Here is a 24,864-nt window from a genome sequence, read left to right as displayed (position 1 = left end):
AATGTCTATTATTGAAAAATTAAGTAATCAACAGCATCATTTTATTAAAAATTTTATCCAACAGCAAAAAATAAATCAAAGTGCACAAGCAGTTGAAAATATAAAAGATATTTTAAAAATATTAAATGATTCATTAGGATACGCATTATATAATTTAGATGAAGAAAATTTAAAAAAGATATTAAAATCTCTTTTACAAAAGGATTTTATTAAAAGTGTGTATATATATGATTCTTCTATACGTAATGTTTTTCTATGCGGATATAAGGATAATCGTAAAATAATAATTAGTAATAAAATTCCAAATAGATTTAAAAGATATTCATCTATAAAAAATGAAATTTATTACAATAACGAAAAATTAGGTTATATAGAAGTTTTTTATGATATGAGTGAGATAATGGATGAATTAAATTATGAAGAAAAAAAAGCTATCTCTTTAGTAAATAAAAATTTTAATCTTATTTCTAACAATTTGAAACATGATCAAAAATATCTTTATTTATATTTCTTTTTGGCAACGCTTTTAGTAACTCTTGTAGTAGTTTTAGTTTTATTCAGATTAGTTAATAAACCACTTAGAGAATTAAAAAAAGGTTTAAAAAGTTTTTTTGATTTTTTATCAAACCCTGAAAAGAAAGTTATGCCTATTGAAATTGATACAAAAGATGAATTTGGTGAAATTGCAAATTTTGCAAACAATGGTATTATTATCAGTTCAAAATTGCATTCCGAATTAGCTGAATTAATGAAAATTGTTAATAAATATATTGCAATAATGGAATTTGATGAAAAAGGAAAGATTATTAACTTGACAGACGCTTTTTGTAAACTTATTGGTTTTTCCAAAGAATATTTATTAGATAAAGATATATCGTTTTTTAAATTAGAAAAAGATTTAATAAAAAAAATTGAAGAAAAAGAGGTTTACGAAATAGATATTCATCTATTTGAAAACAAATGGTTAAAATCAACTTTTACAAAAAAACAGATTTCATTAAACAATCAAAAAGAATATGTTTGGATAGCATTTGATATTACTTCAAAAAAAGAAGTTGAGTTTATGAAAAATAATTTAGAAATATTATTAGATCAAAAATCAAAAGAAATTAAGAAATTGCATGAATTAACAATGGATAGTATTAAATATGCTTCTTTCATTCAGTATGCTATATTACCTTCAAAAGTAATTTTTGAAGAAGCTTTTAAAGATTATTTTATTATTTGGGAGCCTAAAAATATTGTTGGTGGTGATATTTATTTGTTTGAAAAAATAAGAGACAATGAATATGTTTTAATGGTAATAGATGCAACAGGTCATGGTGTAGCGGGTGCATTTATGACAATACTTATAAAAGCAATTGAAAGACAAGTAATATATAATTTAAAAAATAAAGAAATATCCCCATCAGAAATTTTATATGAATTTAATAAAAATATTAAAACAATTCTTCAACAATTTGATGAAAGTTCAACGTCAAATGCAGGGTTTGATGGAGGCGTAATTTATATAAATTTGAATACAAAAACCATAAAATTTGCAGGTGCAAACGTTTCACTTTATTATGTTGAAGATGGTGAAGTTAAAACAATAAAAGGCGATAGATATTCTGTAGGTTATAGACAATGTGATATTAATCATATTTATAAAGAACATGAATTGTCTTTGGAAAAAGAAGCTTTTTATATAACGACAGACGGATATATAGATCAAAATGGTGGTAAAAAAGGTTTTCCTTTTGGAAAAAAACGTTTTAAATCTATTATAGAAAATAATTATTTTAAACCTTTTAATATTCAGAAAGAAATTTTTATAAATGAACTTAAAATTTATCAAAATACTGAAGAAAGAAATGATGATATTACTTTAATTGGTTTTAAAGGAGTATAGATGAAAAAATTTTTTGTTTTTATTATGATTTCAGTTTTTTTGATTGCAAAACCTATAAATATATGTGATGATTCTGCACAATGGCCGCCTTTTACGTTTTTAGATCAAAATAAAAAATTAAAGGGATTAACTATTGATATTTTAAATGAAGTTTTTAGAAGAATCAATAAAAATTATAAAATGGAATTAATTCCATGGAAAAGGTGTTTGTATTTAGTTAAAAATTACGATAAAACAAATAAATATGAAATGTTTGTGGATGGAACATATACTAAGCAACGGGCAGATGATTATTACATTACAATGCCTATTTATTCGACACACAATGTAGCTTGGTTTTCAAGGAACAAATTTTCTAAAAAAGAAATAAAAAATATTATATTACATAAGCCAAACACTTTAAGATATTGTGATGTGAATGGATATCAAACAGAAATGTATTATAAAAAATTAAATTTAAGTAAAAAAATTAAAATTGACCAAGGAGCTAAAACATCTTGTGATGTTTTAAAAAAAATCTCAAAAAATAGATGTGATGTTATGATTGCGTCAAAAGAAGGTATTATAGGATATAGTGTTACGGGTAAATGTAAAATTCCAAAAGATATTGCTTATGTTGATTTACCAGTTTTTAAAGAAACACAATTTTATATGTTTATTTCTAAAAAATATCCAAATGCTAAAAAACTTTTAAAAGCGATAAATAAAGCGCTTCAAGAAATGCGTAATGATGGGACATATCAAAAACTACAAAAAAAATGGTTAAATAAATTTCATTAAATAAGATATTTGGCAAACTCTTTTTTGTCTTTTTTAGTTGCCTTAAAAATTTTATCGCCTATTAAAACTTCACCTTCATTTTCCCTGGTGTAACTTATAAGCATATCGGCAGCGAGCTGTTTTGTAGTATTGTCGCTGTTTTTTTGTATCAGTCCGACCGGTCCCGGGAATCCTTTTGGATACATTTTTTCAAAAAGAGTGCCTTTGTATTCTTTAAGAACAGGGTTTTCTTCCGCTTTTCTTGAAATAATAACTTTTATTCCGTCAATATTGAAGTGTCTTCCGACTTTTAATATGTCTATTTCATCAGGTGTTAACTGAAGTGTTTTAGAAAAGTCTTTAAGTCTTTTTGAAAAATTTATATCAGTAAGCAGGCATCCGCCGCCAGGACTTTCAAAATTTTCAAGTCCGTATTTTTTTGCAAGTTCGAGTTGTGTTTTTCTGTCTCTGCCGCTGATTCCTAAAAGTTTATCCCTCTCAACCCATCCTTTGGTTTCCGGAATTGTAGGAGGAAGCAGTTTTGCGCTGAGTGGCCTTAATACAAAACCTTCGGCATTTGCAAGTTTATTTACCGCATTAAGTGCCGGCAGTCTTTGGCTCATCGGTCTTTGTCCGACCACTTCACCGCTTATTATAAATTTGGCGTCGGTTTTTTTCATATATTCTTTCGCCACTCTTATCATGTTTGCATGGCAGTCTATACACGGGTTCATATTTTTGCCGTATCCATATACTGGATTAAAAAGAATTTCTTTAATATATTGCTCTTTAACATCTAAAATTGTCAGTTTTATTCCGAGTTCGTTTGCAAGTTTTTGCAAATGCTCAATTTTTTGTTTGTTGCTTTCAAATCCGACATCTATATAAACGCCTTCAACTTCTATGTTTTGGTCTTGTATTAGTTTAATTGCAAGGGCTGAATCAAGCCCGCCGCTAAATAGTGCTATCGCTTTCAACAAGTTCTCCTTTTTTTAACTGCAGTATTTTATAATTTAAAATTTTGAGTTTATGCATTTTTTCATCTGTAGGAAGGTTGGATGTTTTTAATTCTAAAACTTTGTTTTGGTAATATGGTATCAAAAGTTTAATAATCTGTTTTTTTAAAGTTTCCATATTCAGGCATAAAACATCCTTTCTTAACACTATATCAAGAAGTGCGGGATCTTCAAATTTTTCCTGATACACAAGTGAGAGTTCATAACTATGTGTTTTAAACATTTCCGGGCTTAAATATTCGACAATTTCATCCATTAAATGAGGGTTTTCGTATAACGTTTTAATAATAGAAGCTTCGGCTATTTCTATTTTTTTGTTTTGCTGGTTTTGCGGTTGCTGTGCGGATTTTCTAACCGTTAAAAGTTTTGGTGAGATTTGAAGCAGTTGAGCCGCTTTATTTACAAAGCTTTCTTGTAAAATTTCCGGAAGAGAAAAAATATATTCTTTCAGTTCATCAACCGCCTCTTTTTTTTGAATAGGATTTTTTATATCGTATTTTTTAATTGTATAAGTGATAATAAAGTCTAAAAAAGGGATTTGATTTTGGAAAAATTTGTTTAAATCTTCTTTGTTTTTAACTACATCCGCAGGGTCTAATCCTTCAGGAAAAAGAACAACCCCACCTTCAAAAAACGACCTGAAAAGAAGTTTGGAAGCTTTAAGTGCCGCATTGATTCCAGCATTGTCGCTGTCGTATGAAAGCAGTATTTTTGCGGATAGTTTTTTTAATTGTGGAAGATGCTCCGGTGTAAGTGCCGTTCCGAGTGTCGCTATTGCCGTGTTATATCCTGCCTGATGAAGCATTATAACATCCATATAACCTTCAACGATTATCGCTTCTTTTTTTCTTAATATATGTTCCCTTGCAAAATTAAGCCCGTAAAATGTTTTTGATTTATTAAATATTTTTGTATTTGTGAAATTTATATATTTTGCCGGATGGTTTGTAATAGTTCTTCCGCCCATGGCAATGATTTTGCCGCTTGCGGAAAATATAGGAAACGTAATTCGTTCTATCAGTCTAGGGTATTCCCCGTTTTCCGATAAAACACCAAGCTCTTTTAATTCTTTAATATTTAAATTTGCATTTTTGAAAAACTGAAACTGCTTTTGTGAATCAGGTGCATACCCTAAAGCGAATTTCTCTATGGTGGAATCGTTTATGCCTCTTTGTTTTAAATAATCATAAGCAAATCTGTTTTTGTATAGTTCTTGTATATAAAATGCGTTTACTTTCTCTAATACGTCGGTTCTTACGAAATTGGAAGACTTTGTATATTCAAGTTTGAAATTGTATAAACTTGCCAGTTTTTCTATTGCTTCGGGATATGAGAGTTTTTCTATGTCCATTATAAATTTTATTGCATCACCGCTTGCACCGCAACCGAAACAATGGTATATCTGCTTTGAAGGACTTACTACGAAACTGGGTGTTTTTTCGCTGTGAAAAGGACAAAGGGCTGTATAGTTGCTTCCCTGTTTTTTTAGTTGGACGTAATTTCCAATAACATCAACAATATCGACAATACTTTTTAAGTTTTCAATGGATTCTGGTTTTATCATAACGAAATTATAGTAAAATTTTATAAAACCCAAAAGGTGATGGATGGATTTTAGAGACCCGTTATTTAGTGTAATAATGTTTTTTGTTATTGTGCTTATAAGTGTTTTAATAACTATCGGACTTGGAAAGTTAAGGGAATATAGCAGAGAAAAAAAACTTGAAGAATTTTTAAAAGATTTTGAATATATAAAAATTGAAAATTTAAAACTTGATGAGGCTTCAATAGATGCACTTTATCTGCTTGCAAAAGCGTATGAAAAAGAGGGGGATTTTGAAAAATCACTTAAAATATACCTATGGATAAGTAAAAACTTAAAAAGCACGGAAATATTAAGACATATTGCAAAACTATATTACAAAGCAGGATTTTTGGAAAAGGCGAAAAAAACGGCTTATCAGATTCTTTCCACAAAACCGAGGGATACTGAAACATTAAAGCTTTTAATATTAATCGATGAAAAACTTGACAATTTAAATGAAATAGTAAACGTTTTGGAAATTTTTGAAGAACTCGAAATATCTCTTACGGAGGAAAAAGCTTACGCACTTTTTAAACTGAGTTTAAAAAAAGATTGTGACATTGAGTTTTGCAAAGATATTAAAACCATTGAAGATGTATATAAAAAATACCCTTTTATCAGACGGGAATATTTAAGAGAACTTTTCAAAACAGATCCTGCGAAAGCCTATAATGAGATACCTGAAAATAATGTTTATGGATATATTGATCTGTTTTGGTATCGAAATGATATTCCGTATGAGAATAAATTTATGAATATACTTGCAGCAAAACATCTTGCAAAATGTGAAAAAAAAGCACCTTTTGAACTTGAAGTTTTAAAGCAGTTAAAAGAAAACTTTGCCGATTTGGAATTTGAATATGTATGTCAAAACTGCAAAAAAATATTCCCGCTTTATTCGACGAGATGTCCTAACTGCCATCAGCTTTTTAAACAGAAAGTGTTATTTAATATTATAGAAAAAAAAGAATTAAAAGATATTGAGTTTTAGGCATACCTGTAAGCCGGGTTCTGTTTTTGAGAGTATTTATCTAGGCGCACACCTTGCGGTGCCGCTCATGCGAAGGGTAGTGTCGCAAGGCTTTACCATCCCTTCTTGCTGCGGGGTGGGTTTACCATGTCGGAATATGTCGCCATATTCCCGGTGAGCTCTTACCTCACCTTTTCACCCTTGCCTGTGGCGTTATGCCCATCGGCGGTTTTTTTTCTGTGGCACTTTCCCTCGCCTTTCGGCGGCAGTCCGTTAGACTGACCCCTGCCTTGCTGCAGCCCGGACTTTCCTCTGGTTCCCCAGCACTCTCTCGGTATGCCTATATATAATTATATCATATTTTAGAGGCGCAGATATACTCACAATCTTCTAAAACTTCCGCATTATGCTCTTCACCTGCCGGGACTTTCAGGATATCACCGGTTTTTAAGTGATATGTTTTATCTTTTGTATTTATTACCATTTCACCTTTTATCATTATTCTTATTTCCTCATAAGGATGAGTATGCCAGTCGTAATGAGTGCCTTTAGTGTCCGACCATATAAATATATTCGTATATCCTTCTTTTTCAAGGTCTTTTATGATTTTATTAATATCCAATTTTCCTCCTTGAATTTTTTAAAATTTTACCTAAAATGCGAAGAAACTCTTGACATTGAAAAATAATTTTTATACAATTTCATCACCTTAAGCGATGGGCTGTCGCCAAGCGGTAAGGCAGCGGACTTTGACTCCGTCATTCGGAGGTTCGAATCCTCCCAGCCCAGCCATTTTGACGCGGGGTAGAGCAGCCTGGTAGCTCGTCGGGCTCATAACCCGAAGGTCGCAGGTTCAAATCCTGCCCCCGCAACCAAAATTCAGGACTTTCACGCAATTCATAATCCTCTGAAACATATTTGTTAAATATATAATATTTGTCTATTAAAATATCAAGATCTTCTTCATCATTAAACGGATTATCAAATTCATCAAGTATTTGTTGTTCATATTCCCAAAGCTCGCGTTTTGTCATTTTTGTTAAAGGTTTTTGAGTTTTTGTAAGATCTATATATCTATCAGAATATTGAAGACCAATTAATTCATCATTTTCATTATAAACTTTTATAGGTTCTTCTTTTTTCTTCCAAGATAATTTAATAACATCACTTGATTTTGTATAAATTTGCTCTTTTTTAGACCATACCAAACAAGATCCAATAACATCATCATTATAAAAAATCTCAGTAATCTGTCTGGTAATAGGTTCCATATAATATTCAATTTTTCCAGATTTAACTAAATATGATAATTCATCAAGAGTATACATTCCATTAAATTTACGATATAAATCAATTCTCACAAAATTTCTACTCATGGAAAATCTACGAATACCCCAACGAATATACCAAAGAGCAAGAGGAGAATATTGAAATAATTTAGTATTTTCAAATCTATAATCATCAATATTTTTAAGTATATATTTAATCATGTAATTTACAGGATTTAATATATTAGCTTGAATATCATATTGAATTTTTAATTTTTGAGAACATAAAAAAATAAAATTACGCCAAAATTTACAAACACTCTCAGGCGGTAAATAAAACATTGCATGTAAATGAGGATCACCAGTTTTATGAGGTTCAATTACCTTAAAATATAATCTTTTATTTTTAGGAATATCACGAAATGCCCTCATATTCATAACCTGCTTAAAATATTTAGATAATATCTCAACAAGATCCTTAGGAGTTAAATTTTCATTATCAGAATTAAAATTATTATTTTTAACTTTAACTTCTTTACCATTATAAGCTTTTACATATTTATATTTATGATATTCAGAAGGTATAGTTAAAGTAATAAAAATAGGAACTAAATTTAAAGATTTAGCATAATTATATTGAGAATAAATACGGTGTTTTATCTCACTAATATATCTATGAGGATTAACATACCAATTACTTACAACCTGAGATAAAACAGCATCACGACCATCGGGCAATGTTATAAATTGATTATCAAGAAAAAATTTAGCCCGCTCAATTTTTTCAATTGCAAACTGAATATCATCTTTTTTTAATCCATAATCATATTTATATCTTCCAAATTTATCTAAAACTTCCATTATATTCATATTTTTAACCCCCTAAAAATTTTGACGAAATTACTTTATAAATGGTCAAGAGGCAAAACATCACCCCGCTGCGGTGCGTCCTCACGGGCGCGCCTCGCGTGGTGCTGTTTTGCGAGTATTTTCTGCAAAATAATTCGTTGAAATATAAAAACTAAAGCTAAGATCCTCAACTGATTTTTTGTTTTTTTGAAATAGAATTCCTAATATAGGAATATCTTTTAAAACAGGAACACCGCTTTCTTCTTTGATTTTAGTAACAGTTCTTAAACCAGCTATAAGATAACCGCTTGATTTTTTGGTAAGCTGAACATGCGTGTTAAAATGTTTAGTATCTGTTATAGGCTTATCATTATCATAAGAAACGATACTTTCAACATAAATATCCATATCAAAATCAATAGATCTGTCTGTAATATATACATTTTTTATATAAATTTTAAGTCCGACATCTTTATATTTTAAATCAGTTTGCGTTACAGGATTTCCGTCTTTGTCAGTAGTTACAGACTTCGTAACATAAGGTATGGAATGAACACTTTCAAGTGTATAATTTGAACTATCAATTAATAAAATAGTAGGCTTTGATATTGTTTCGGCTGCACCTTTTGAATTAAGAAACTTAATAAAAGCAGAAAAATTATTTGTAATACTTGAACTAACTACCGCAGTATCAGTAACTAAATCAAATAAAGCGGAAGAATGAAAAGGGCTTTTGATATTAAGATCCGTGCCAATTTCTTTTGCTTTTTTATTGTTTATAACGGTAATAAGAAAATTAATATTTGCTTTTTTATAAGAGTTTTGTAAATGAGATATGGCAGTTTTTATTTTGTAATAATCAACAGGAGTGCATGTAATTAATAATCTATTTTGAAAAATTTGATATTTGTAATTAGAATAGAAATTCTTTAAATAATCTCTTAACACTTTTTTGGGAACATAATTAAATCTAATTACAAAATTTTCCAATTTAGGCTTTTCTTTCTTTTGTATTCTTTTGTAAATAAGAATAGTGGAATTATTTATAATTTTATAATCAAGATTTTTTGATCTTAATATAGTATAAAAAGCAGTAAGAATATCATTTTGAGTCATATTGTCAGTTGGCATAAAAACACTGAAATTTGTAGGAACTTCTTCGGATATTACAATGTTTTTATTTACATGATACGAAACATAATTACAAAAAGTAGCAAAATCGGCTTGCTTAAGATCATAAGCAAATACTAAACTATTTGCGAGAACCAAAAGGTAGAATATTATCTTTTTCATCTTTTTTACCCCCGTAAGTGTTTTGATTAGGATTGAATTTTGATAGATCTAAATTTGTGGCCAAATATATAATTTTCCCGTGACCTGCGGTAATTTCATAAAATATTCGAGAATCAGAAATTTCAGGAAGAGTTTTTATTAAGTAATATGAAATAGAAAACTGATTGTTTACAATACATTTCATTTTAAAACAATTTAACTGATAAAAAAACTGATAATCGGATATATCATCTTCTATATTTACATTATGTGCTTTTTTGTTTGATATTTCAGAATTAGAGTTAATGGGATTACGATTATGATCTGCGATATTATTTTGCTTATTAGATAAATGTTTTTTAGTAGTTTCTGTATGATTTTTTGAACAGCCAGTAAAAGAACCACAAGAAATAAAGTTAGAAACACCTTTATATAAAAAGAAAACAATAACAATTGCAAAAAATAAAGGAATAAGAAGTTTAGAAACAAGAGATTTTTGTATTTTGTTAGATCCTGAATTGTAAAAATCAGCTATTTTTTTATCAAATTTCAGTTTTTCTTTTCCAACATAATTAGACTTATATTCTTTCCAGCTTGCATATAGTTTATAAACAAATACTTTTGAAAATAATCTTTTTGAAGGATTAATTCCAATATACATATTTTCAACGAATGCAAGATATTTTCTATTAATAAGCGATTTGTTTTGAGTAATAAAATACATATCTATATCAAAATGCCTATGATAAGATAAAAACCTTAACATTTTAGGATCTACCTGTTCGGTAAAATATAAATGGCATTCATCTAAAATTATTAAAGAATGCTCATAATCTTCAAAAAGTTTTAATTTGCCTCTAACATAAGCGTCATAATCGATTACCTGCTCACCAGTTTCTTCATCGAATAGTTCATTGTTTTTAAATTTTTCGGATAATAAATAATCCTGCTCAATTCTTTTTAATAGATCATCTAATATTAATGGCTTTACAAAATCTTTTTTTATTTTGTCACATTTTTTGAAATTAAGATTAATGTTTGTGTAGATTTTTTGATATTTAGGATTTTTTGAAGTTAATTGAGTATAAATATAATGAACAGCAAAATATGTTTTTCCACTTCCTGGAACGCCTGTTATTAGGTAGATCATGATTGACCCATCATCATAATAGTTTCATACATTTTACGAGAAATATTATTAGCAGCATTAGAAACAATTAAAGCCAATTTAACAGTCATATAAGAAAAAAATAAAGTCAAAAATAAACTAAAAGAAGTTGTAATAGCAGTAGATAATCCAGAAGCACTTAAAAAACCTAAAAAAACATTCCAAATAGATTGTAAAGAAATTCCATAGGCAGATCCAGAACCAATATTATTAGAAATATCATTAAAAGAATTAATTAAATCATGAAAAGTATTAAACAAATCAACTAAAAAAGTAGCTAATGAAATAATAGCAGCAATAAAAGAAGTAACGGTAAATACAGCAATAGCACCAACTGAAATTTTAAAAGGAATTAACATAAAACTCTTAGCTTTACCACTTGCAAAAAAATTAACAATCCAAGCAATAGCATTAACTAACCAAGACATTATTTTTCTCCTCTATTTATTATTACTTTAAAAAAGAAAGCAAGAACAGAAATATTAAAAAATAAAGTAAAAAAGATTTGTAATAAAGGACGATATGGTGAAATAAACTTACAAATATCAATAGATTGTGTAGTTTTATATAAAGTAATAGTCAAAGGACATTGAAAAATATCAGAAGGTAAAGATAAAGAATATTGATCTTTTTTCAGCATTGACTTAACACTATCAAAAGATCCTTTAATATTTTCAAGATCAGAACCAATATTATTAAAAAAATCTTTATAAGTATTAAAAAAAGATTCAATGTCTGAATCAATAGAACCTTCAATACTAAAATTACTATCAGGTGTAATATTTTTAAATTCATCGAGTTTTTGATTAATACTATCCAGTCTTTCTTCAACACCAGACATATCTACATTAACAGTTGCAGTAGTAACATTATTAGTAACATTTGTTGAAGATGAATCATTACAACCAGCTACACAATTAGGACCTGATTGAGTATTATCAGAAGTATGATATTTCAAAATACAATTATCACCATATGTAGGATAAGTAATAGTAAAACATGTATAACCATTAACAGTAGAAGAAGTGACTTGAACACCAACATTTTTATAAATAGAACAAGGATCGGGACAAGTGTTATTATCATTATTATTATCATTATTGTTATTATTGCTACTATCATTATTGTTTGAACCAGAACTTCCAGAATTAGAAGATGAATTACTATCATTAGAAGTATTATTTGTATTATCAAAATTAGAATTATTATTATCACTATAATTAGAACCAGAAGAATTATCAGAAGAAGAATTATTTTCATTATTAGAAGGATACTCACACATAGAAACATTAAAATCTGAAGAAAAATTTATTGTAAGAGCAGTAGTATGTGGATCACGATTACAAGAATAAGTTCCATCTGGTAAAACACCATTGTGTGCAACACAATAATCAGAAAGCATTTGTAAAACTTCATTACAAGTTTTACAAGTAATATTAATATCACCTGTATCAGGATTACATTCTTCATTTTGAACAAAATCTAAACTTTTACATTTTTCAACAGCCATTTGATCAAGTTCAGAACCTGTAGGACACTCAGGAATATCCTCACATTGTTCGGTAGATGAATTGTATCTCTGTCCTTCTGGGCAAAGAATTTCACCAGTTGAAGTATTTACCCAATAATGTGAAGAAGTAGAATACACATAATCTGATCCAGGAGAAATACAATAAGAAACATTATTAAATAATGTGCTATAAAGAGAATAAGAACTTGATATAAAAGAACAACCATTATTCGAACCAACATAAAAATTACTCTCAGAAGAATAATAATCTTTTAAACAAGTAGTATTAACAACAAAAGAATTATTTAAACTAATTATATACTTTTTTCTTTGATAATCAAGAATATCTTTTTTTACACCATCAATATATTCAGTATGAAGCAAAAAATAATTTGAAGATGAAGAATAATAAGTTAAAGATATATCCCAAACATGCCCATCAGTAGAAACTATTTGAGATGAAAACAAAAACTTAAACAAAAAAAACAATATTAATATTATTCTTTTCATTATTTATCCCTAAATAAATTAATTGCTGCAATCGGGAGCATTATTCCTATTGTTATAATCACAAACATTTGGAAAAAATAATCAAATGCAGGTATTCCGAGCATTTTTAATCCTTTTATTTATTTCGCTACCGCTATTTTCGTTAATCTCTGACGCCTGCTCGGCGGGAGTGCGCCAGTTTGCCTGTTTCCGATTTTTCTTCGCTTTTTTGCGGTCGCTGATATCGGCTTACATAACTTCCTGACGGCGACCGCGAAAAAAGCTGAAAAATCCGAAACAGTTTCCTGTGCGCCTTTATCTATAAAACCGCTCTTATAAAGCCGAACATAACTATAAATCCAATTAAAATTCCACTTAATCCATAAAGAAAATTAGTTTGTGGATAAGTAGTTCCGAATCGTGGATCTATAATTATGTCCGCCGTCCACTTATAGGCATATTGTTTTAATTTATAAAGATCTTTACCACTAATATAAGAAATGTCATCTAACTGCTCAATAGAAGTAATTCCACCATTATCGCGATTATTGTATCTTTCATTTAAAATATTTTTTACATCAGTTGAATTTCTTAATATCCCATATAAAGTATTGTAATCAGCGTGATTTACCAATAAAAGCGTCATGTTTTCTTCAACATCAGTAAAATGAACGCCTGAATAATCACCTTCAGCTAACAATAATGTAGTAAAAAGAAAAAAGGGAAGAACGAATTTTTTCATTTTCCCTTAACTTCTTAAGAAAGATTTTGCTTTTCTTGCAAGCATTACAACAATAGTAATACCTAAAGCAAGACCAACAGCAGCATAAAAGTTTGTGTAATCAGGTGTAATATCAGCACCGTAAACAGTGTCAGCAAAACTTGAAACCGCAGCTAAACCTAAAGCAAATGGAACTAACATTGCTTTTTTCATTTTCCTCTCCTTAAAAGTTTAATTTGCCCAAAAGGGCTAATTAAATGCTTAATTAAGCACTTAGTTAGTCCTTTTCGATAAAATTAAAAAGTGATAGAAAATAATTATTTAAAATAAAATCACGATCTTCCTTAGTGTTATAAGTCCAAAAAATATTTTTTGACCCTAATGTATAAAATAAGATATAATAATGCCCCTCTTTAGTAGGTGTGTCGGGAGCAAAAATCCCGACCACATGGTCTAAATTAACCGGATTATTGAAGTTTTGTTTATCAAAAATAAAATTCATTATTTACCTTTATTAATTGCAAGATCTAATGGATTTTTATCAAAAATCAGATATTGCATATCAGAATTTGGAAACATATAATTTCCGTTTTTCGTGCTTAAACTCGTATAAGGAATTGCAATATATTTACCTTTATAACCCATTAATGTAGTAAAATGTTCAATAGGAAACTGAACATTCTCAGATACAGTAACTGGAAAGCCATCATTATCTTGTAACTGATTAAAAATATTTACCAATGTAAAAACTTGAGTGGAACCATCACTTTTTTTTCTTTCCTGCTGTTTAACACCCATAATTTGTCCAATAAGAAATGTTGTCATTTTAAACCCCTTTATTTATTTTTTTAGCCCCCGTTTTGCAAGGATCGGAAATCGGGGGCAACTTCCGATCCTATCTATCCCACCCAACCACCCAAAAATTAAAGAACGGAATTTAATATCCGTTCAGCAACTTTTTTACTTATTTCAGCTCTTGGATTAATATATCTTTGAGTAATCTCAATAGATGTATGACCAAGAGTATATGAAACCTCTTCAACACTTAATCCTAAAGAATTAATGGCATAAGACGCCACTAAGTGTCTTATGTCATGAATTCTCATTTTTTTATTAATGTTTGCATATTGAAGTAATTTTTTAAATTGTTTACGAATGTCTTTTATTTTTTGACAAGTTACAGAAGAAGGAAAAACATATTCAGATCGTGGACACTCTACATCATTAATAATTTTTTGTCTTAATAAAATATCTTCAAGAATATCAGTCATTTGATAAGACATAAGTTTTTTAGCTTTATTAATTTTCGGAGGGATAAAATATTGTTTGTTTTCAAAATCTATATGATCCCAAGTTAATGATAAAACTTCATTAAGTCTTCTTCCATGAAGTAAAAAAGTAAAAATTCCTCTGAATTTTACATTTGGAAAGTTTATTGCAGTATAAATAAATCTTTTAATTTCTTCATCAGTAAAATTAAAATAAATTCTATTATCAAATTTTGGTAACTGAACAAATTCAAAAGGGTTTTTTTCGCAATATTCATTCATTATTGCATATTTATAAAGCACCTTAAATATATCAATAATATTTTTAACAGTTTTTGGCTGAAGACCTTTATCAAGAAGTTCATTAACAAATAATTGTGCATCTTTGTATTTAAAATCTGTTATAATAATGTGACCATATTTATGCCCGAAATGAGTTTTATAATAAGATTGTTTAGTTCTAAGAGTATGTGGCGTCATTGTATGTTTCATTATTTCGCAGTATTCTGAAAAAAGTTCATCAAATGTTAAGGAGTGCTTATGATTAAGTTTACAGCTCATTTTTTGTTACCCCCAAAATTTAATAGCACAATAATTGTAACACAATAATTATGCAAAAGTCAAGAAAATGAACAAATATAGTGCAGAAAAAATATCTGAAATAATCAAAATACACAGAAATACATGGAATAATTGGAAAAAAACAAAACCAAAATTAGTAGAGTTAGTTTTAAAAGGATTAGAAACTGAAAACGGGGGTATTACAATAAACGGAAATAATAATATTGTAGGTCATCATAATAAAATTATGATAAACGGAAACGATATTTGTGCGGAAATATGCGAAGCTCTTGAAAAACTTCCAGAACAAAAACAAAAAAAGTTTTTTTATAAAATCATGGCAGAACTTTATGAGGAAATGGAAAAATGATTTTTGAAAACTTTAAAAAATGGATAAATGAAAAACAAAAAGAATATAATGATCCAAAAAATAAATACTATACAAGAGAAGATGAGTTAAAAAACAATATTAAATATTTTATAAGTTATGTAATTTTTAATGATAAAAAAGCACTTAAAGAATATAAAAAAATAAAAAAAGGTAAAAAATACGAACAATATATAGGAAAAATATATGAAAAACAAAAATATCAAGTATTATATAATGGAATTCATGAAGGATTAAACGATAACAAAATAGATCTAATAGCAATAAACACAAAAGAAATTTTATTAATACAATGTAAAGATTGGAAAACAAACAAATATAAAATAACAAAAAAATATGTAATAAAATTTTTAAATTCCTGTTTAAAATGGATAAAAGAAAATGAAATAAAAAATTTTGAATGGAAAGCATTAATAATAATGTCAAAACCATTATTAGATAAAGAAGCATATAAATTTATAAAAAATAATCAATATATAGACTACAAAATAATAATAAAACCAATAAACTATAAAAATATAATATAAAAAGGTTAAAAATGAAACTAAAAAATCTCATCAAAATCAACGCAGAAAGGCTCATAACCCGAAGGTCGCAGGTTCAAATCCTGCCCCCGCAACCAAAAATCTAATAATTAGGTGTCTGTCACCAAAAGAGTAAATATGAAAATTATTCTTTTTTTTATTTATATATTTTTTAATATCAGTCTTTATGCAAAAGATTATTACTCATTACAGCAATTACTCAATAGTTCTGTAAAACTACAAGCACCTACTAGTAAATACAATCCTCTTTATTCAATTAAATATGGTGAATTTAAAAACAAAATAAAGAATAAATATTTTCAAATAAAAGATAAAAAAGCGGTATTTAATATTTGCGGATATAAAAAAAGAAGTGAGTTTAGGTTTAGAAAAGAGTGGAAGGTTGAGAATAAAAAAGGTGTGTTTTTAGAGATAAAAGCAAAAATTTTTCCTTTGGATTGTGAAGAATTTACATTTTTACAAATTCATGCGGATTCTAAAATTTCAAGTGCACCAAATAAGCCTCTTTTAAGAATAGTATGGTTAAAAAAATATAAAAATCATAAAAATTATATATATGCCGTCCTTTATAAAAAAACGGGATACGAAAAGATACCATTGGGAAAATCTGCAGGATTATTAAAAATAAGAATCGAAGTCAAAAAGAATATATTAAAAATAATGTTTAATGATAAGCGTATATTTAGGAATGTTTCGTATTGGAGGGGATACTATAACTATTTTAAATTAGGTGTATATAATCAGTGTAAAGGATGCAGTAAAGCCGTTTTTTATGATATTAAAACTAATACCATATTCTTTCAAGATAAAGTCCGTTAGGTGGTGCTAAGTGTTTTGAGATGAGTTTTTCTTTTGAGAGCTGTTTTTTTAAATCTTCTATACTTAATTTGCCTTCATTTATTTTCAATACAAAATCTACGATAAGTCTTATTTGTCCTCTTAAAAAGCCGTTTCCTTCGATTTTTATAATTGTTAAGTTTTTATATTTATAAATATCTGTTTTATATATTTTTCTGACGTAATTGTTTACACTGCTTCCGGTTTTTGCAAAATATTCAAAATCGTGTTCACCTTCGAAATATTTAAGTGCGGTTTTAATGAGGTCTATATTAATCTTAGTAGGGTAAAAAGTAGTGTAATTTGCATTAAATGGTGTGAAATTTGGGGTTAAAATATATCTGTAACTTCTTTTTTTTGCGTCAAATCTGGGATTAAAATTGTCATTTACATTATAAATTTTCTTTATATGAATGTGCGGGTGTAATATTTTATTTAGTTCTTTTAATAATTTTTCTTTTTTCCAAAAATATGGAAGTTTAAAACTTATTACCTGGTTTAATGCGTGAACTCCTCTGTCAGTTCTGCCAGCATGCATGATTTCGGAATTGATATTTAGTTTTTTTAATGCGTTTTCAATTGTTCCTTGCACGGTTAATTTGTCAGGTTGTTTTTGCATTCCGTAAAATTTGCTTCCGTCATAACTAATGATTGCTTTTAAAATGGTGTTTTCCTTTTATAAAAGATAAATCCAATAATTAAGAATAATACACAAATCAAAAAGTTAACAATTAGTGAAGAAGAAACTTTGGTAACAACTAAATAAGCCACAATTAAAGAAATCGCATAGATTAAGGATCTGTTTTTATGAATTCTGGGATGAAAAAATGAAATAGGTGGAATAAAAAATATCAGAGCAACAGGTAACAATGCAAAAGGAAGATAAAAAGCGAAAAGTTTTTTAAATTTTTTAAAATATTCGGAAAACCTGAAAATAGAATAACTGCTTTTTGGAATTTGCTGATTAATCTGCATTTTATTGAAATTTATAATTGTATTTTTGTTAAAAACATAAACGTTTCCTTTTTTCAGTTCGAAATTTAAATATCCGTTTTTGTTTTTAAGTTGCGCGTATTTAGCAAGTATAAGTTCATCTTCTTTATTGTTGTAAAGAATGATGTTTTCATATGTTTTATCGTTTTTAGATGAGGTAAAAATATTCCAGTTACCGAATCTTTGGGACACTTGAGAGGTTTGAAAATTAAATTTTGCTACCTGTTGTTTTTGGTTTTTGAAATTAATAAATGCGGTTTTTGCATAAGGAATAGAAAGAAATAAAATAATTAAATTCACAAAAGTAAGTAAAAAAGATAAAAATAAAAATGGTTTTAACAATTTAAATGGTTTCACACCGGATGAAAACAGGGCTATCAGTTCTTGTGTTTCGCTGTGTTTTGCAAATAAAGAAACTGCAGATATAAAAAAAGATATGGAAAGGGTTATAAATAATACTTTAGGTAAAGAGAGCATATACATTTTAAAAAGCTCACCAAAAGTTATATGAATATTGGCGGTAATATTTGCTATTGAAATAATAATAATAATTGAAGTAATTAAAAAAAGAATCAAAAAAATCATTATAAATATAGGCCAGAAACCGGAAACAAGATATTTTGATAGTTTATCCATATATACTGCTCCAAAGCATTGTAAAATAGTCACTGAAAATCCAGACGATAAAAGTCCCTAGTGCCAAAAACGGAATAAAAGGTAATTCAAGATCGCTGTTTTTAATTCTGTTGTATATCGACGGAATGATTGCAATGGCAGAGCTTATAAAAATTGCAACAAGTGCAAGCTTTATTCCAAGTAATGCACCCATTGTTCCTGCAACTATAACATCACCTTCACCCATGGCTTCTCTTTTTATTATGTATGAAACATAATATCTTATTAAGCTCATACCCCCCATCAAAATCAGTGCATTGGTAAAATTGTCAATAATATTCGTATTAGTAAAAAAGGCTAAAGTTAAAGCCAGCAAATTTAATGAATCAGGCACGGCTTTATAATCAAAATCAATCATACTAAGTGCCAAAAGTGTTGCAAAAACTGCAAAATTTATTACAAAAAATATATTTAATCCTGTTTTTTTATAAACTATTACTGCGATAAGTCCCGTTAAAACTTCTATAATAGGATATCTTATAGAAATTTTTGCACCACAACTTGCACATTTTCCTTTAAGAATAAACCATCCGATTATAGGTATATTATGCCATGGTTTTATTCTAGCTCCGCAAGCTGGACAGCTACTGGGCGGATTTATGATACTTTTTTGTTTGGGAACTCTGTATATTACGACATTTAAAAAACTACCTATACAAATCCCTAGTAAAAAAACAAAAATCAGTTCTATACTATCCATTTTCTATTCTCCATTTGAATTTTTCATTTTTTATATGCCTCCGAATCTTCTTTCTCTTAAATGGTATGATTTTATAATTTTATCAAGTTCTTCAGGAGTAAAATCCGGCCAAAGTGTGCTTGTAAAAAACATTTCGGCATATGCGCATTGCCAAAGCAGGAAATTGCTAAGTCTTATTTCCCCGCTTGTTCTGATTAATAAATCCACATCTCTTGGCAAATCCAGGTTGTTTTGAATATTTTCTTCTGTAATTTCTTCGTTTTTTTCAATCAGTTTTTTAACAGCTCTTGTTATTTCGTTTTTACTGCCGTAATTTAATGCCAAAACCTGGGTAAGCTTCTTATTGTTTTTTGTTTTCTCTTTTGTAAGTTCTATTCTTTTTTTTAGTTTATCCGAAAATTTTGAAATATCACCTATCGTTTCAAATTTAATGTCGTTTTTTATGTATGTTTCAAGTTCTTTTTCAAGATAACTATCTAAAAGTTTCATTAAAAATTCAACTTCCATTTTTGGTCTTTTCCAGTTTTCGGTTGAAAATGCATATAGCGTTAAAATTGAAATTTCTTCATTTTTAGCACAATATTCGGTGATTTTTCTAACGGTTTCTGCACCTTTTTTATGCCCTTCTATTCTTTTGAGCCCTCTTTTTTTAGCCCATCTTCCATTGCCGTCCATTATTATAGCCAAGTGCATTTTATACCTTTAAATTGAGTAAATTTTCCGCAAAAACATACAAAGGTTTTGCTTCTTTTTTGTATAAAAAAACTTCCAAATCAAGTTCATCTTTATAAAGTTCTATTAATTGTAATGTAGCGCTGTAAGGTGAATATACGGTTAATGAATCGGTTGTGATTTCACCTTCAATTTCTCCTAGATGGTTGAAAACGGCATAAAATTTTACCTTGTTTTTAGTATATTTATATTGTATCAGGGCTTTTTTCTTTTCATTTATGATTAAATGAAAAATTTTTTGCCCAAAAGCCATTAAAATGTTGGTAAAAAAAACAAATTCGGTTTTATTGTTTGCATTTGCAAGATGTTGTAAAATTTCATCTTTTGAGAAAGTGTGCAGTTTAAATGTTTTGTCTTTTTCATTAAGGAATTTAATTCTGTCCAATATTGTTAAAATTTCAGGAATTTCTTTTAAATTGCTTATTTGAAGTTTGGATTTTATTTCTTTGATTTGGGCAAAATATTTTTTCCCCACTTCAAGAGGAATACTGCTTTTTGTTTCAACTTCCCTGTTACCGAGTTTAATCAGGTATCTTATAGGATTTATTTCTTTTTTGACTTCAATTTGAACGGGCAGGGTGGCGTTGAACTCCTTAATGCCTTCTAATCTGTTTAAAGTTTTTAAAACTTTTCCTAGTTTAGATACATTTAACGGCATCAACAAGCTTTAGGGCAATATTTTCTTTTGAATCCTGAGCAAAAAGAGTGCTGTCGTTTTCGGTTATAAAAATAATTTCGTTTTCATCGCTTCCGAAATCGTTTTTTGTAAGAAGGTTTAAACATATTGCGTCAAGATTTTTTTTCTTTAGGGCTTTTTTTGCGTAATTTACGGCATTTTTTTCATCTCTTTCGGCTTTGAATCCTACTTTTTTGAAATTTTTTTCTTTTAGTGATTCTAATATGTCAATGTTTTTTTCCATTTCCAGAATCATTTTTTCACCGATTGAGTCTTTTTTGAGTTTACCGGGAGTGTATTTTGGTTTGAAATCAGCAATAGCTGCAGCCATAATCAGATAATCGGGATTGGTGTTAAGTATTTCTTTATAGTAATCTTCCGCACTTTGGACTTTTATCTGGTTAATCTCTTTTGTAAGGTTATGGTTTTTGCTTGATATTAAAGTTACATCGGCACCTTTTATATAAAAGGCTTTTGCCAAAGCTTCTCCCATTTTGCCGCTTGATAAGTTGCTAACAAATCTTACGTCGTCAATTTTCTCTACACTACCTCCGGCGGTTATCACCACTTTTTTGTTTTCCCAGAATTCATCTTTGTTGATTAGTCTTAAAGCTTTGAGATATATCTCTTCAGGTTCGGCCATTTTACCTATACCTTCGTCCCCACATGCCAAAAGCCCTGCGTTTGCTTCTATAATTGTAAGTTTTTTAAAACTTTCCTGAGTGGTTATATGCATATACATATTGGTGTTTGCAGCCGGTGCAAAAAGAACGGGAGCTTTACAAGCAAGGTATGTCTGCAAAAGCAAGTTGTCAGCTATTCCGTTTGCAGCTTTATTTATTGTATTTGCCGTTGCCGGAGCGATTATGTAAATATCCGCCCATTTTGCATAGTCGATATGGTTAAGCTCACTCGACCAATCTTCGTTTTGTTCAATCAAAACTTTTTGACGTGTAAGCGTTTCGAAAGTAAGGGGGGAGATGAATTTAGAAGCCGCCTGTGTCATTACCACACGGACATTATGACCGCTTTTACTAAAAAGTCTTATAAGTTCGCATGTTTTATATATTGCTATGCTGCCTGTAATACCAATTAAAACGTTCAATTTTCTCTCCCGAAGAATTTATAATAAAAGTTTTTGATAATTTTAAGAGGTGCCCTGCTGATTGCAAGAGAACCTTTTTTTATGTCTTTGTTTATTGTGCTTCCCGCTGCAATCATAACGTCATCTTCAATAACTACAGGTGCAATAAGCTGTGTGTCGCTTCCGACAAAAACGTTTTTTCCGATTTTGGTTTTGTATTTGGCTTTTCCGTCGTAATTACATGTAATAGTTCCGGCCCCGATATTTGTGCCTTCATCTATTTCACTATCCCCGAGATAACTCAGATGCCCGGCTTTAACGCCGTTTAATCTACTCGCTTTTACTTCTACGAAGTTTCCGATGTGTGTGTTTATAAGTTCGCTTTTTGGTCTGATTCTGGCCATTGGCCCCACACCTGAATTTTTAATAACCGCTTCTTCAATTACGCTTAAAGGTCTTATTTCACTCTCTATTATTACACTTTTTTTAATTACGCAGCCGTTTCCTATTTCGCATTCTCCCTCAAAACTTGAATATGCGTCTATATATATCGTCTCAGGAAGATGCATAATAACTCCGTTTTGCATCCAGAAATTTCTAATTCTTTTACACATTATCTCTTCTGCATGGGCTAAATCTTTTTTGGAATTAACACCTTTGAAGTTTTCTTCGTCAACTTCGATTGCTTTTATTGTTAAGCCGTCGTTTTCGGCCATTTCAATAATGTCAGTAAGATAATATTCTTTTTGTGAATTGTTATTAGATAGTTTTGGCAGGTATTTGTTTAAAACCTCTTTTTTAAACAGATATACTCCGGCATTTACGTAAGGAATTTTAAGTTCTTCTTCGTTTGCGTCTTTTTGCTCTACTATTTTTTTAACATTGCCGTTTTCAATTACAACTCTTCCGTATCCGTCAGGGTTTTCAAGTTTCATTACACTCATTACTATATCTGCGTTAATTTCTTGAAATTTTGATAATTCTTCTGCTTTAATCAAAGGCATATCGCCATTTAATATTAATATTTTATTACCAGTGATAGGAACTTCTTTTAATGCACCTCCAGTGCCCGGTAATTTTTCTAAATCTTGCTTAAATATATTTACAGGATAATTTTTAACAATTTCACTTACTTTTTCAAACTGGTGGTTTAAAACTATGTCAATATTATGTGTTAATTTTAAGGATTCTTCAATAATGTATTCAATCATATTTTTGCCGCAAAGTTTATGAAGCACTTTTGCAGTAGAGGATTTCATACGTGTGCCTTTGCCTGCGGCTAAAATTATAATTTGGAGCATACAATTTTCCTTTTTTTGTTATAATTATAGCAAAAAAGGCTATTTTAATGGATTTAGCAAGCGTTATCGGGCTGGTTGGCGCGCTCGGTCTGATTATTGCCGCAATGGCAATGGGGGTGGGTGTTGGTCCATATATCGACGGTCAGTCGATATTAATCGTTGTTCTTGGTTCAATTATGACTCTTTTCATTTCCAATAAAATGGAAATGATGACAAAATTCGCAAAAGTTTTTATGATTGCTATCAAACCTTCATATCAGCCAAATTATGAAGAATTGATCAAAAAACTTGTAGATTACGCCACTCAGGCAAGAAGAGATGGAATACTTTCTCTTGAACAGGCAGCGGCAAACGAAGAGGATGAGTTTTTAAAAAAAGGTCTTTCAATGGCCGTGGATGGTAATGAGCCCGATACTATCAGAGAACTGCTTGAGATTGATCTTGAGCAGATGGATGCTAGACACAAAAAAATGGCTGCAATTTTTGATAACTGGGCTGGACTTGCCGGTGCGATGGGGATGATTGGGACACTTGTAGGTCTTGTTGCGATGCTTCTTAACATGTCAGATCCATCTGCAATTGGTCCAGCGATGGCGGTTGCGTTACTTACGACACTTTATGGTGCGATGATCGGTAACATTTTCGGAACGCCGGTTGCGAATAAATTAGCGCTCAGAAACGATGATGAAATTCTTGCTAAAACCATGATTATTGAAGGTATTATGTCTATTCAAGCTGGGGATAATCCAAGAACTCTTGAAGCAAAACTATTAAGTTTCTTACCACCAGCTCAAAGAAAGTCACAATTTGAATAGGATAATTAATGGCTAAAAAATGTAAATGCGAATGTCCGAAATGTATGCCGGGGTGGCTGGCAACATTCGGGGATTTGATGAGTCTTCTTTTATGTTTCTTCGTTTTATTATTATCTATGTCCACTATGGATGCAAAAAAGGTAAAAGAAGCAATCGGTTCTCTTGCAGGTGCATTAAGCGTGCTTGAAGGCGGAACACAAACAGAAGTTAGCCGTAACAGAATTCAAAAAGCCACACCTATTGAAAAGACAGACGAAACTGCTCAAACGGTTAATAAATTATCTCAAGCAGTTGCTGAGTTTAGACAATTTACTGCAGGTGGTAAAGGTCCTGCTATTGTGTTAGAAGAGGGAGAAGAAGGATTTTTTATTAGACTTCCAGCCGATATTACATTTAAACCCGGAAGCGCTCAGATTACGGATGAAGACTCATTATTATTCTTAAAAAGAATAGCTCTTATTATAAAAGAATATTTACCTAAAAATATTGAAATTCAGATTAAAGGTTATACCGATAATCAACCACCACCTCCAACATCACCATATGCAGACAATTGGGAATTAAGTGCCGCAAGGGCTATAAGCGTTCTTAAAATTTTAATTAAAGACGGGGTTAATCCTAAGCAATTAAGTGCCGCTGCATACGGAGAATATCATCCTATTGCCGCCAACGCTACACCTGAAGGTAGAGCGAAAAACAGGAGAGTTGAAATATGGTTTTTCTCAAAGAAAAAACAAAACCAAAATAAAATTGAAAAATCAGTCCTTGATAACGTTAAAAAATAGGGGATA

General features: G+C 29.5%; 27 protein-coding genes, 2 tRNA genes, 1 other RNA gene and 1 pseudogene. 10 read left to right on the top strand and 21 right to left on the bottom strand.

Annotated elements, in window-relative coordinates; translation table 11 throughout:
• The first annotated feature begins 1 nt into the window (after position 1).
• Together ACYQ19_RS02480 and ACYQ19_RS02475 are read left to right on the top strand one after the other, a co-directional pair.
• Positions 2-1,891, top strand: coding sequence for a SpoIIE family protein phosphatase (locus ACYQ19_RS02480; RefSeq protein ID WP_459977842.1), 1,890 nt, complete (start codon positions 2-4; stop codon positions 1,889-1,891).
• A complete protein-coding gene (locus ACYQ19_RS02475) occupies positions 1,892-2,671 on the top strand; it encodes a substrate-binding periplasmic protein (RefSeq protein WP_459977841.1) in 780 nt (259 codons plus the stop codon). It abuts the gene before it with no gap.
• Here ACYQ19_RS02475 and ACYQ19_RS02470 read toward each other — a convergent pair.
• Both ACYQ19_RS02470 and dnaG read right to left on the bottom strand, forming a co-directional pair.
• The gene (locus tag ACYQ19_RS02470) at positions 2,668-3,627 is read right to left on the bottom strand and encodes an argininosuccinate synthase domain-containing protein (protein WP_459977840.1); all 960 of its coding nucleotides are present in this window, start codon (positions 3,625-3,627) and stop codon (positions 2,668-2,670) included. The two genes, ACYQ19_RS02475 and ACYQ19_RS02470, sit on opposite strands and share 4 nt — an antisense overlap.
• Complete coding sequence (gene dnaG, locus ACYQ19_RS02465; protein WP_459977839.1) at positions 3,605-5,230, bottom strand: DNA primase; 1,626 nt, start codon at positions 5,228-5,230, stop codon at positions 3,605-3,607. The genes ACYQ19_RS02470 and dnaG overlap by 23 nt, the downstream gene beginning before the upstream one ends.
• 43 nt (positions 5,231-5,273) lie before the next feature.
• Here dnaG and ACYQ19_RS02460 point away from each other — a divergent pair, with 43 nt between their 5' ends.
• Positions 5,274-6,242, top strand: a complete 969-nt coding sequence (locus ACYQ19_RS02460) for a tetratricopeptide repeat protein (RefSeq protein WP_459977838.1) — start codon at positions 5,274-5,276, stop codon at positions 6,240-6,242.
• Here the strand turns inward: ACYQ19_RS02460 and rnpB are convergent.
• Both rnpB and ACYQ19_RS02450 read right to left on the bottom strand, forming a co-directional pair.
• An RNA gene (rnpB, locus tag ACYQ19_RS02455) (RNase P RNA component class A) lies at positions 6,236-6,564 on the bottom strand. The two genes, ACYQ19_RS02460 and rnpB, sit on opposite strands and share 7 nt — an antisense overlap.
• Positions 6,565-6,576: 12 nt before the next feature.
• Positions 6,577-6,843, bottom strand: a complete 267-nt coding sequence (locus ACYQ19_RS02450) for a cupin domain-containing protein (RefSeq protein ID WP_459977837.1) — start codon at positions 6,841-6,843, stop codon at positions 6,577-6,579.
• Positions 6,844-6,938: 95 nt separating this feature from the next.
• Between ACYQ19_RS02450 and ACYQ19_RS02445 the strand changes: the two genes are divergently transcribed.
• Positions 6,939-7,013: transfer RNA gene (locus ACYQ19_RS02445), tRNA-Gln, on the top strand.
• 6 nt (positions 7,014-7,019) lie between these two features.
• Positions 7,020-7,096: transfer RNA gene (locus tag ACYQ19_RS02440), tRNA-Met, on the top strand.
• Positions 7,097-7,690: 594 nt separating this feature from the next.
• Here the strand turns inward: ACYQ19_RS02440 and ACYQ19_RS02435 are convergent.
• From ACYQ19_RS02435 to ACYQ19_RS02390, 10 genes and pseudogenes are all read right to left on the bottom strand, one after another.
• Positions 7,691-8,350 (bottom strand): annotated as a pseudogene (locus ACYQ19_RS02435) (replication endonuclease); the annotation flags it as partial.
• 90 nt (positions 8,351-8,440) lie between these two features.
• Positions 8,441-9,631, bottom strand: coding sequence for a type II secretion system protein GspD (locus tag ACYQ19_RS02430; RefSeq protein ID WP_459977836.1), 1,191 nt, complete (start codon positions 9,629-9,631; stop codon positions 8,441-8,443).
• Positions 9,591-10,760: a zonular occludens toxin domain-containing protein gene (locus tag ACYQ19_RS02425; protein ID WP_459977835.1), complete on the bottom strand. Its 1,170-nt coding sequence runs from the start codon at positions 10,758-10,760 to the stop codon at positions 9,591-9,593. The genes ACYQ19_RS02430 and ACYQ19_RS02425 overlap by 41 nt, the downstream gene beginning before the upstream one ends.
• Positions 10,757-11,206: a hypothetical protein gene (locus ACYQ19_RS02420; protein WP_459977834.1), complete on the bottom strand. Its 450-nt coding sequence runs from the start codon at positions 11,204-11,206 to the stop codon at positions 10,757-10,759. The genes ACYQ19_RS02425 and ACYQ19_RS02420 overlap by 4 nt, the downstream gene beginning before the upstream one ends.
• Entirely contained in the window at positions 11,206-12,798 is a 1,593-nt protein-coding gene (locus ACYQ19_RS02415; protein ID WP_459977833.1) for a hypothetical protein, read from the bottom strand. The genes ACYQ19_RS02420 and ACYQ19_RS02415 overlap by 1 nt, the downstream gene beginning before the upstream one ends.
• A gap of 298 nt (positions 12,799-13,096) precedes the next feature.
• On the bottom strand, positions 13,097-13,519 hold the full coding sequence (locus ACYQ19_RS02410) for a ComEA family DNA-binding protein (protein ID WP_459977832.1): 423 nt from the start codon (positions 13,517-13,519) through the stop codon (positions 13,097-13,099).
• A gap of 6 nt (positions 13,520-13,525) precedes the next feature.
• Positions 13,526-13,711: a hypothetical protein gene (locus ACYQ19_RS02405; RefSeq protein ID WP_459977831.1), complete on the bottom strand. Its 186-nt coding sequence runs from the start codon at positions 13,709-13,711 to the stop codon at positions 13,526-13,528.
• Between the two features lie 64 nt (positions 13,712-13,775).
• Positions 13,776-14,000 carry a hypothetical protein gene (locus ACYQ19_RS02400; RefSeq protein ID WP_015902102.1) on the bottom strand — a complete coding sequence of 75 codons (225 nt, stop codon included), beginning with the start codon at positions 13,998-14,000 and terminating at the stop codon, positions 13,776-13,778.
• Complete coding sequence (locus tag ACYQ19_RS02395; protein WP_459977830.1) at positions 14,000-14,323, bottom strand: hypothetical protein; 324 nt, start codon at positions 14,321-14,323, stop codon at positions 14,000-14,002. Before ACYQ19_RS02395 ends, ACYQ19_RS02400 begins: the two co-directional genes overlap by 1 nt.
• 98 nt (positions 14,324-14,421) lie before the next feature.
• A complete protein-coding gene (locus ACYQ19_RS02390) occupies positions 14,422-15,327 on the bottom strand; it encodes a tyrosine-type recombinase/integrase (protein WP_459977829.1) in 906 nt (301 codons plus the stop codon).
• Positions 15,328-15,394: 67 nt separating this feature from the next.
• On the opposite strand from ACYQ19_RS02390, the gene ACYQ19_RS02385 reads away from it, so the two are divergent.
• The 3 genes from ACYQ19_RS02385 (at position 15,395) to ACYQ19_RS02375 (ending at position 17,079) form a co-directional block, all read left to right on the top strand.
• Positions 15,395-15,697, top strand: coding sequence for a hypothetical protein (locus ACYQ19_RS02385; RefSeq protein ID WP_459977828.1), 303 nt, complete (start codon positions 15,395-15,397; stop codon positions 15,695-15,697).
• Complete coding sequence (locus tag ACYQ19_RS02380; protein ID WP_459977827.1) at positions 15,694-16,242, top strand: restriction endonuclease; 549 nt, start codon at positions 15,694-15,696, stop codon at positions 16,240-16,242. The genes ACYQ19_RS02385 and ACYQ19_RS02380 overlap by 4 nt, the downstream gene beginning before the upstream one ends.
• 135 nt (positions 16,243-16,377) lie before the next feature.
• Positions 16,378-17,079, top strand: coding sequence for a polysaccharide lyase family 7 protein (locus ACYQ19_RS02375; RefSeq protein WP_459977826.1), 702 nt, complete (start codon positions 16,378-16,380; stop codon positions 17,077-17,079).
• Here ACYQ19_RS02375 and truA read toward each other — a convergent pair.
• Genes truA through glmU form a run of 7 tightly spaced genes read right to left on the bottom strand, consistent with a single transcriptional unit; the run spans position 17,045 to position 23,258 of the window.
• Entirely contained in the window at positions 17,045-17,746 is a 702-nt protein-coding gene (gene truA / locus ACYQ19_RS02370; protein WP_459978236.1) for a tRNA pseudouridine(38-40) synthase TruA, read from the bottom strand. The genes ACYQ19_RS02375 and truA overlap by 35 nt on opposite strands.
• A gap of 8 nt (positions 17,747-17,754) precedes the next feature.
• The gene (locus ACYQ19_RS02365) at positions 17,755-18,726 is read right to left on the bottom strand and encodes an LptF/LptG family permease (protein ID WP_459977825.1); all 972 of its coding nucleotides are present in this window, start codon (positions 18,724-18,726) and stop codon (positions 17,755-17,757) included.
• Entirely contained in the window at positions 18,719-19,465 is a 747-nt protein-coding gene (locus tag ACYQ19_RS02360) for a prepilin peptidase (RefSeq protein WP_459977824.1), read from the bottom strand. The genes ACYQ19_RS02365 and ACYQ19_RS02360 overlap by 8 nt, the downstream gene beginning before the upstream one ends.
• 30 nt (positions 19,466-19,495) lie before the next feature.
• A complete protein-coding gene (locus tag ACYQ19_RS02355; protein WP_459977823.1) occupies positions 19,496-20,158 on the bottom strand; it encodes a di-trans,poly-cis-decaprenylcistransferase in 663 nt (220 codons plus the stop codon).
• A 1-nt stretch (position 20,159) separates the two neighbouring features.
• Positions 20,160-20,855, bottom strand: coding sequence for a hypothetical protein (locus ACYQ19_RS02350; protein ID WP_459977822.1), 696 nt, complete (start codon positions 20,853-20,855; stop codon positions 20,160-20,162).
• A complete protein-coding gene (gene coaBC, locus ACYQ19_RS02345) occupies positions 20,836-21,978 on the bottom strand; it encodes a bifunctional phosphopantothenoylcysteine decarboxylase/phosphopantothenate--cysteine ligase CoaBC (RefSeq protein WP_459977821.1) in 1,143 nt (380 codons plus the stop codon). The genes ACYQ19_RS02350 and coaBC overlap by 20 nt, the downstream gene beginning before the upstream one ends.
• Positions 21,975-23,258, bottom strand: a complete 1,284-nt coding sequence (gene glmU, locus ACYQ19_RS02340; protein ID WP_459977820.1) for a bifunctional UDP-N-acetylglucosamine diphosphorylase/glucosamine-1-phosphate N-acetyltransferase GlmU — start codon at positions 23,256-23,258, stop codon at positions 21,975-21,977. Before glmU ends, coaBC begins: the two co-directional genes overlap by 4 nt.
• 47 nt (positions 23,259-23,305) lie before the next feature.
• Here glmU and ACYQ19_RS02335 point away from each other — a divergent pair, with 47 nt between their 5' ends.
• Positions 23,306-24,073 (top strand): motility protein A, encoded by a 768-nt coding sequence (locus ACYQ19_RS02335; protein ID WP_459977819.1) that lies wholly within the window; start codon positions 23,306-23,308, stop codon positions 24,071-24,073.
• Positions 24,074-24,081: 8 nt separating this feature from the next.
• Entirely contained in the window at positions 24,082-24,858 is a 777-nt protein-coding gene (locus ACYQ19_RS02330; RefSeq protein WP_459977818.1) for an OmpA family protein, read from the top strand.
• Positions 24,859-24,864: the final 6 nt, after the last annotated feature.

This window comes from Nautilia lithotrophica (assembly GCF_054656815.1).
The sequence above is the reverse complement of the archived record's forward strand: the minus strand, read 5'-3'. Positions and strand labels throughout refer to the sequence as shown.

Excerpts from the sequence above, each read along its gene's own strand:
- ACYQ19_RS02475 (WP_459977841.1), top strand. The coding sequence starts at position 1,892 with ATGAAAAAATTTTTTGTTTTTATTATGATTTCAGTTTTTTTGATTGCA.
- dnaG (WP_459977839.1), bottom strand. The coding sequence starts at position 5,230 with ATGATAAAACCAGAATCCATTGAAAACTTAAAAAGTATTGTCGATATT.
- ACYQ19_RS02425 (WP_459977835.1), bottom strand. The coding sequence starts at position 10,760 with ATGATCTACCTAATAACAGGCGTTCCAGGAAGTGGAAAAACATATTTT.
- ACYQ19_RS02385 (WP_459977828.1), top strand. The coding sequence starts at position 15,395 with ATGAACAAATATAGTGCAGAAAAAATATCTGAAATAATCAAAATACAC.
- ACYQ19_RS02410 (WP_459977832.1), bottom strand. The coding sequence starts at position 13,519 with ATGAAAAAATTCGTTCTTCCCTTTTTTCTTTTTACTACATTATTGTTA.
- ACYQ19_RS02390 (WP_459977829.1), bottom strand. The coding sequence starts at position 15,327 with ATGAGCTGTAAACTTAATCATAAGCACTCCTTAACATTTGATGAACTT.
- glmU (WP_459977820.1), bottom strand. The coding sequence starts at position 23,258 with ATGCTCCAAATTATAATTTTAGCCGCAGGCAAAGGCACACGTATGAAA.
- ACYQ19_RS02400 (WP_015902102.1), bottom strand. The coding sequence starts at position 14,000 with ATGAATTTTATTTTTGATAAACAAAACTTCAATAATCCGGTTAATTTA.
- ACYQ19_RS02365 (WP_459977825.1), bottom strand. The coding sequence starts at position 18,726 with ATGGATAAACTATCAAAATATCTTGTTTCCGGTTTCTGGCCTATATTT.
- ACYQ19_RS02350 (WP_459977822.1), bottom strand. The coding sequence starts at position 20,855 with ATGCCGTTAAATGTATCTAAACTAGGAAAAGTTTTAAAAACTTTAAAC.
- ACYQ19_RS02380 (WP_459977827.1), top strand. The coding sequence starts at position 15,694 with ATGATTTTTGAAAACTTTAAAAAATGGATAAATGAAAAACAAAAAGAA.
- ACYQ19_RS02430 (WP_459977836.1), bottom strand. The coding sequence starts at position 9,631 with ATGAAAAAGATAATATTCTACCTTTTGGTTCTCGCAAATAGTTTAGTA.
- ACYQ19_RS02335 (WP_459977819.1), top strand. The coding sequence starts at position 23,306 with ATGGATTTAGCAAGCGTTATCGGGCTGGTTGGCGCGCTCGGTCTGATT.
- ACYQ19_RS02330 (WP_459977818.1), top strand. The coding sequence starts at position 24,082 with ATGGCTAAAAAATGTAAATGCGAATGTCCGAAATGTATGCCGGGGTGG.
- ACYQ19_RS02420 (WP_459977834.1), bottom strand. The coding sequence starts at position 11,206 with ATGTCTTGGTTAGTTAATGCTATTGCTTGGATTGTTAATTTTTTTGCA.
- ACYQ19_RS02395 (WP_459977830.1), bottom strand. The coding sequence starts at position 14,323 with ATGACAACATTTCTTATTGGACAAATTATGGGTGTTAAACAGCAGGAA.
- ACYQ19_RS02460 (WP_459977838.1), top strand. The coding sequence starts at position 5,274 with ATGGATTTTAGAGACCCGTTATTTAGTGTAATAATGTTTTTTGTTATT.
- ACYQ19_RS02415 (WP_459977833.1), bottom strand. The coding sequence starts at position 12,798 with ATGAAAAGAATAATATTAATATTGTTTTTTTTGTTTAAGTTTTTGTTT.
- ACYQ19_RS02405 (WP_459977831.1), bottom strand. The coding sequence starts at position 13,711 with ATGAAAAAAGCAATGTTAGTTCCATTTGCTTTAGGTTTAGCTGCGGTT.
- ACYQ19_RS02480 (WP_459977842.1), top strand. The coding sequence starts at position 2 with ATGTCTATTATTGAAAAATTAAGTAATCAACAGCATCATTTTATTAAA.
- ACYQ19_RS02375 (WP_459977826.1), top strand. The coding sequence starts at position 16,378 with ATGAAAATTATTCTTTTTTTTATTTATATATTTTTTAATATCAGTCTT.
- ACYQ19_RS02355 (WP_459977823.1), bottom strand. The coding sequence starts at position 20,158 with ATGCACTTGGCTATAATAATGGACGGCAATGGAAGATGGGCTAAAAAA.
- ACYQ19_RS02360 (WP_459977824.1), bottom strand. The coding sequence starts at position 19,465 with ATGGATAGTATAGAACTGATTTTTGTTTTTTTACTAGGGATTTGTATA.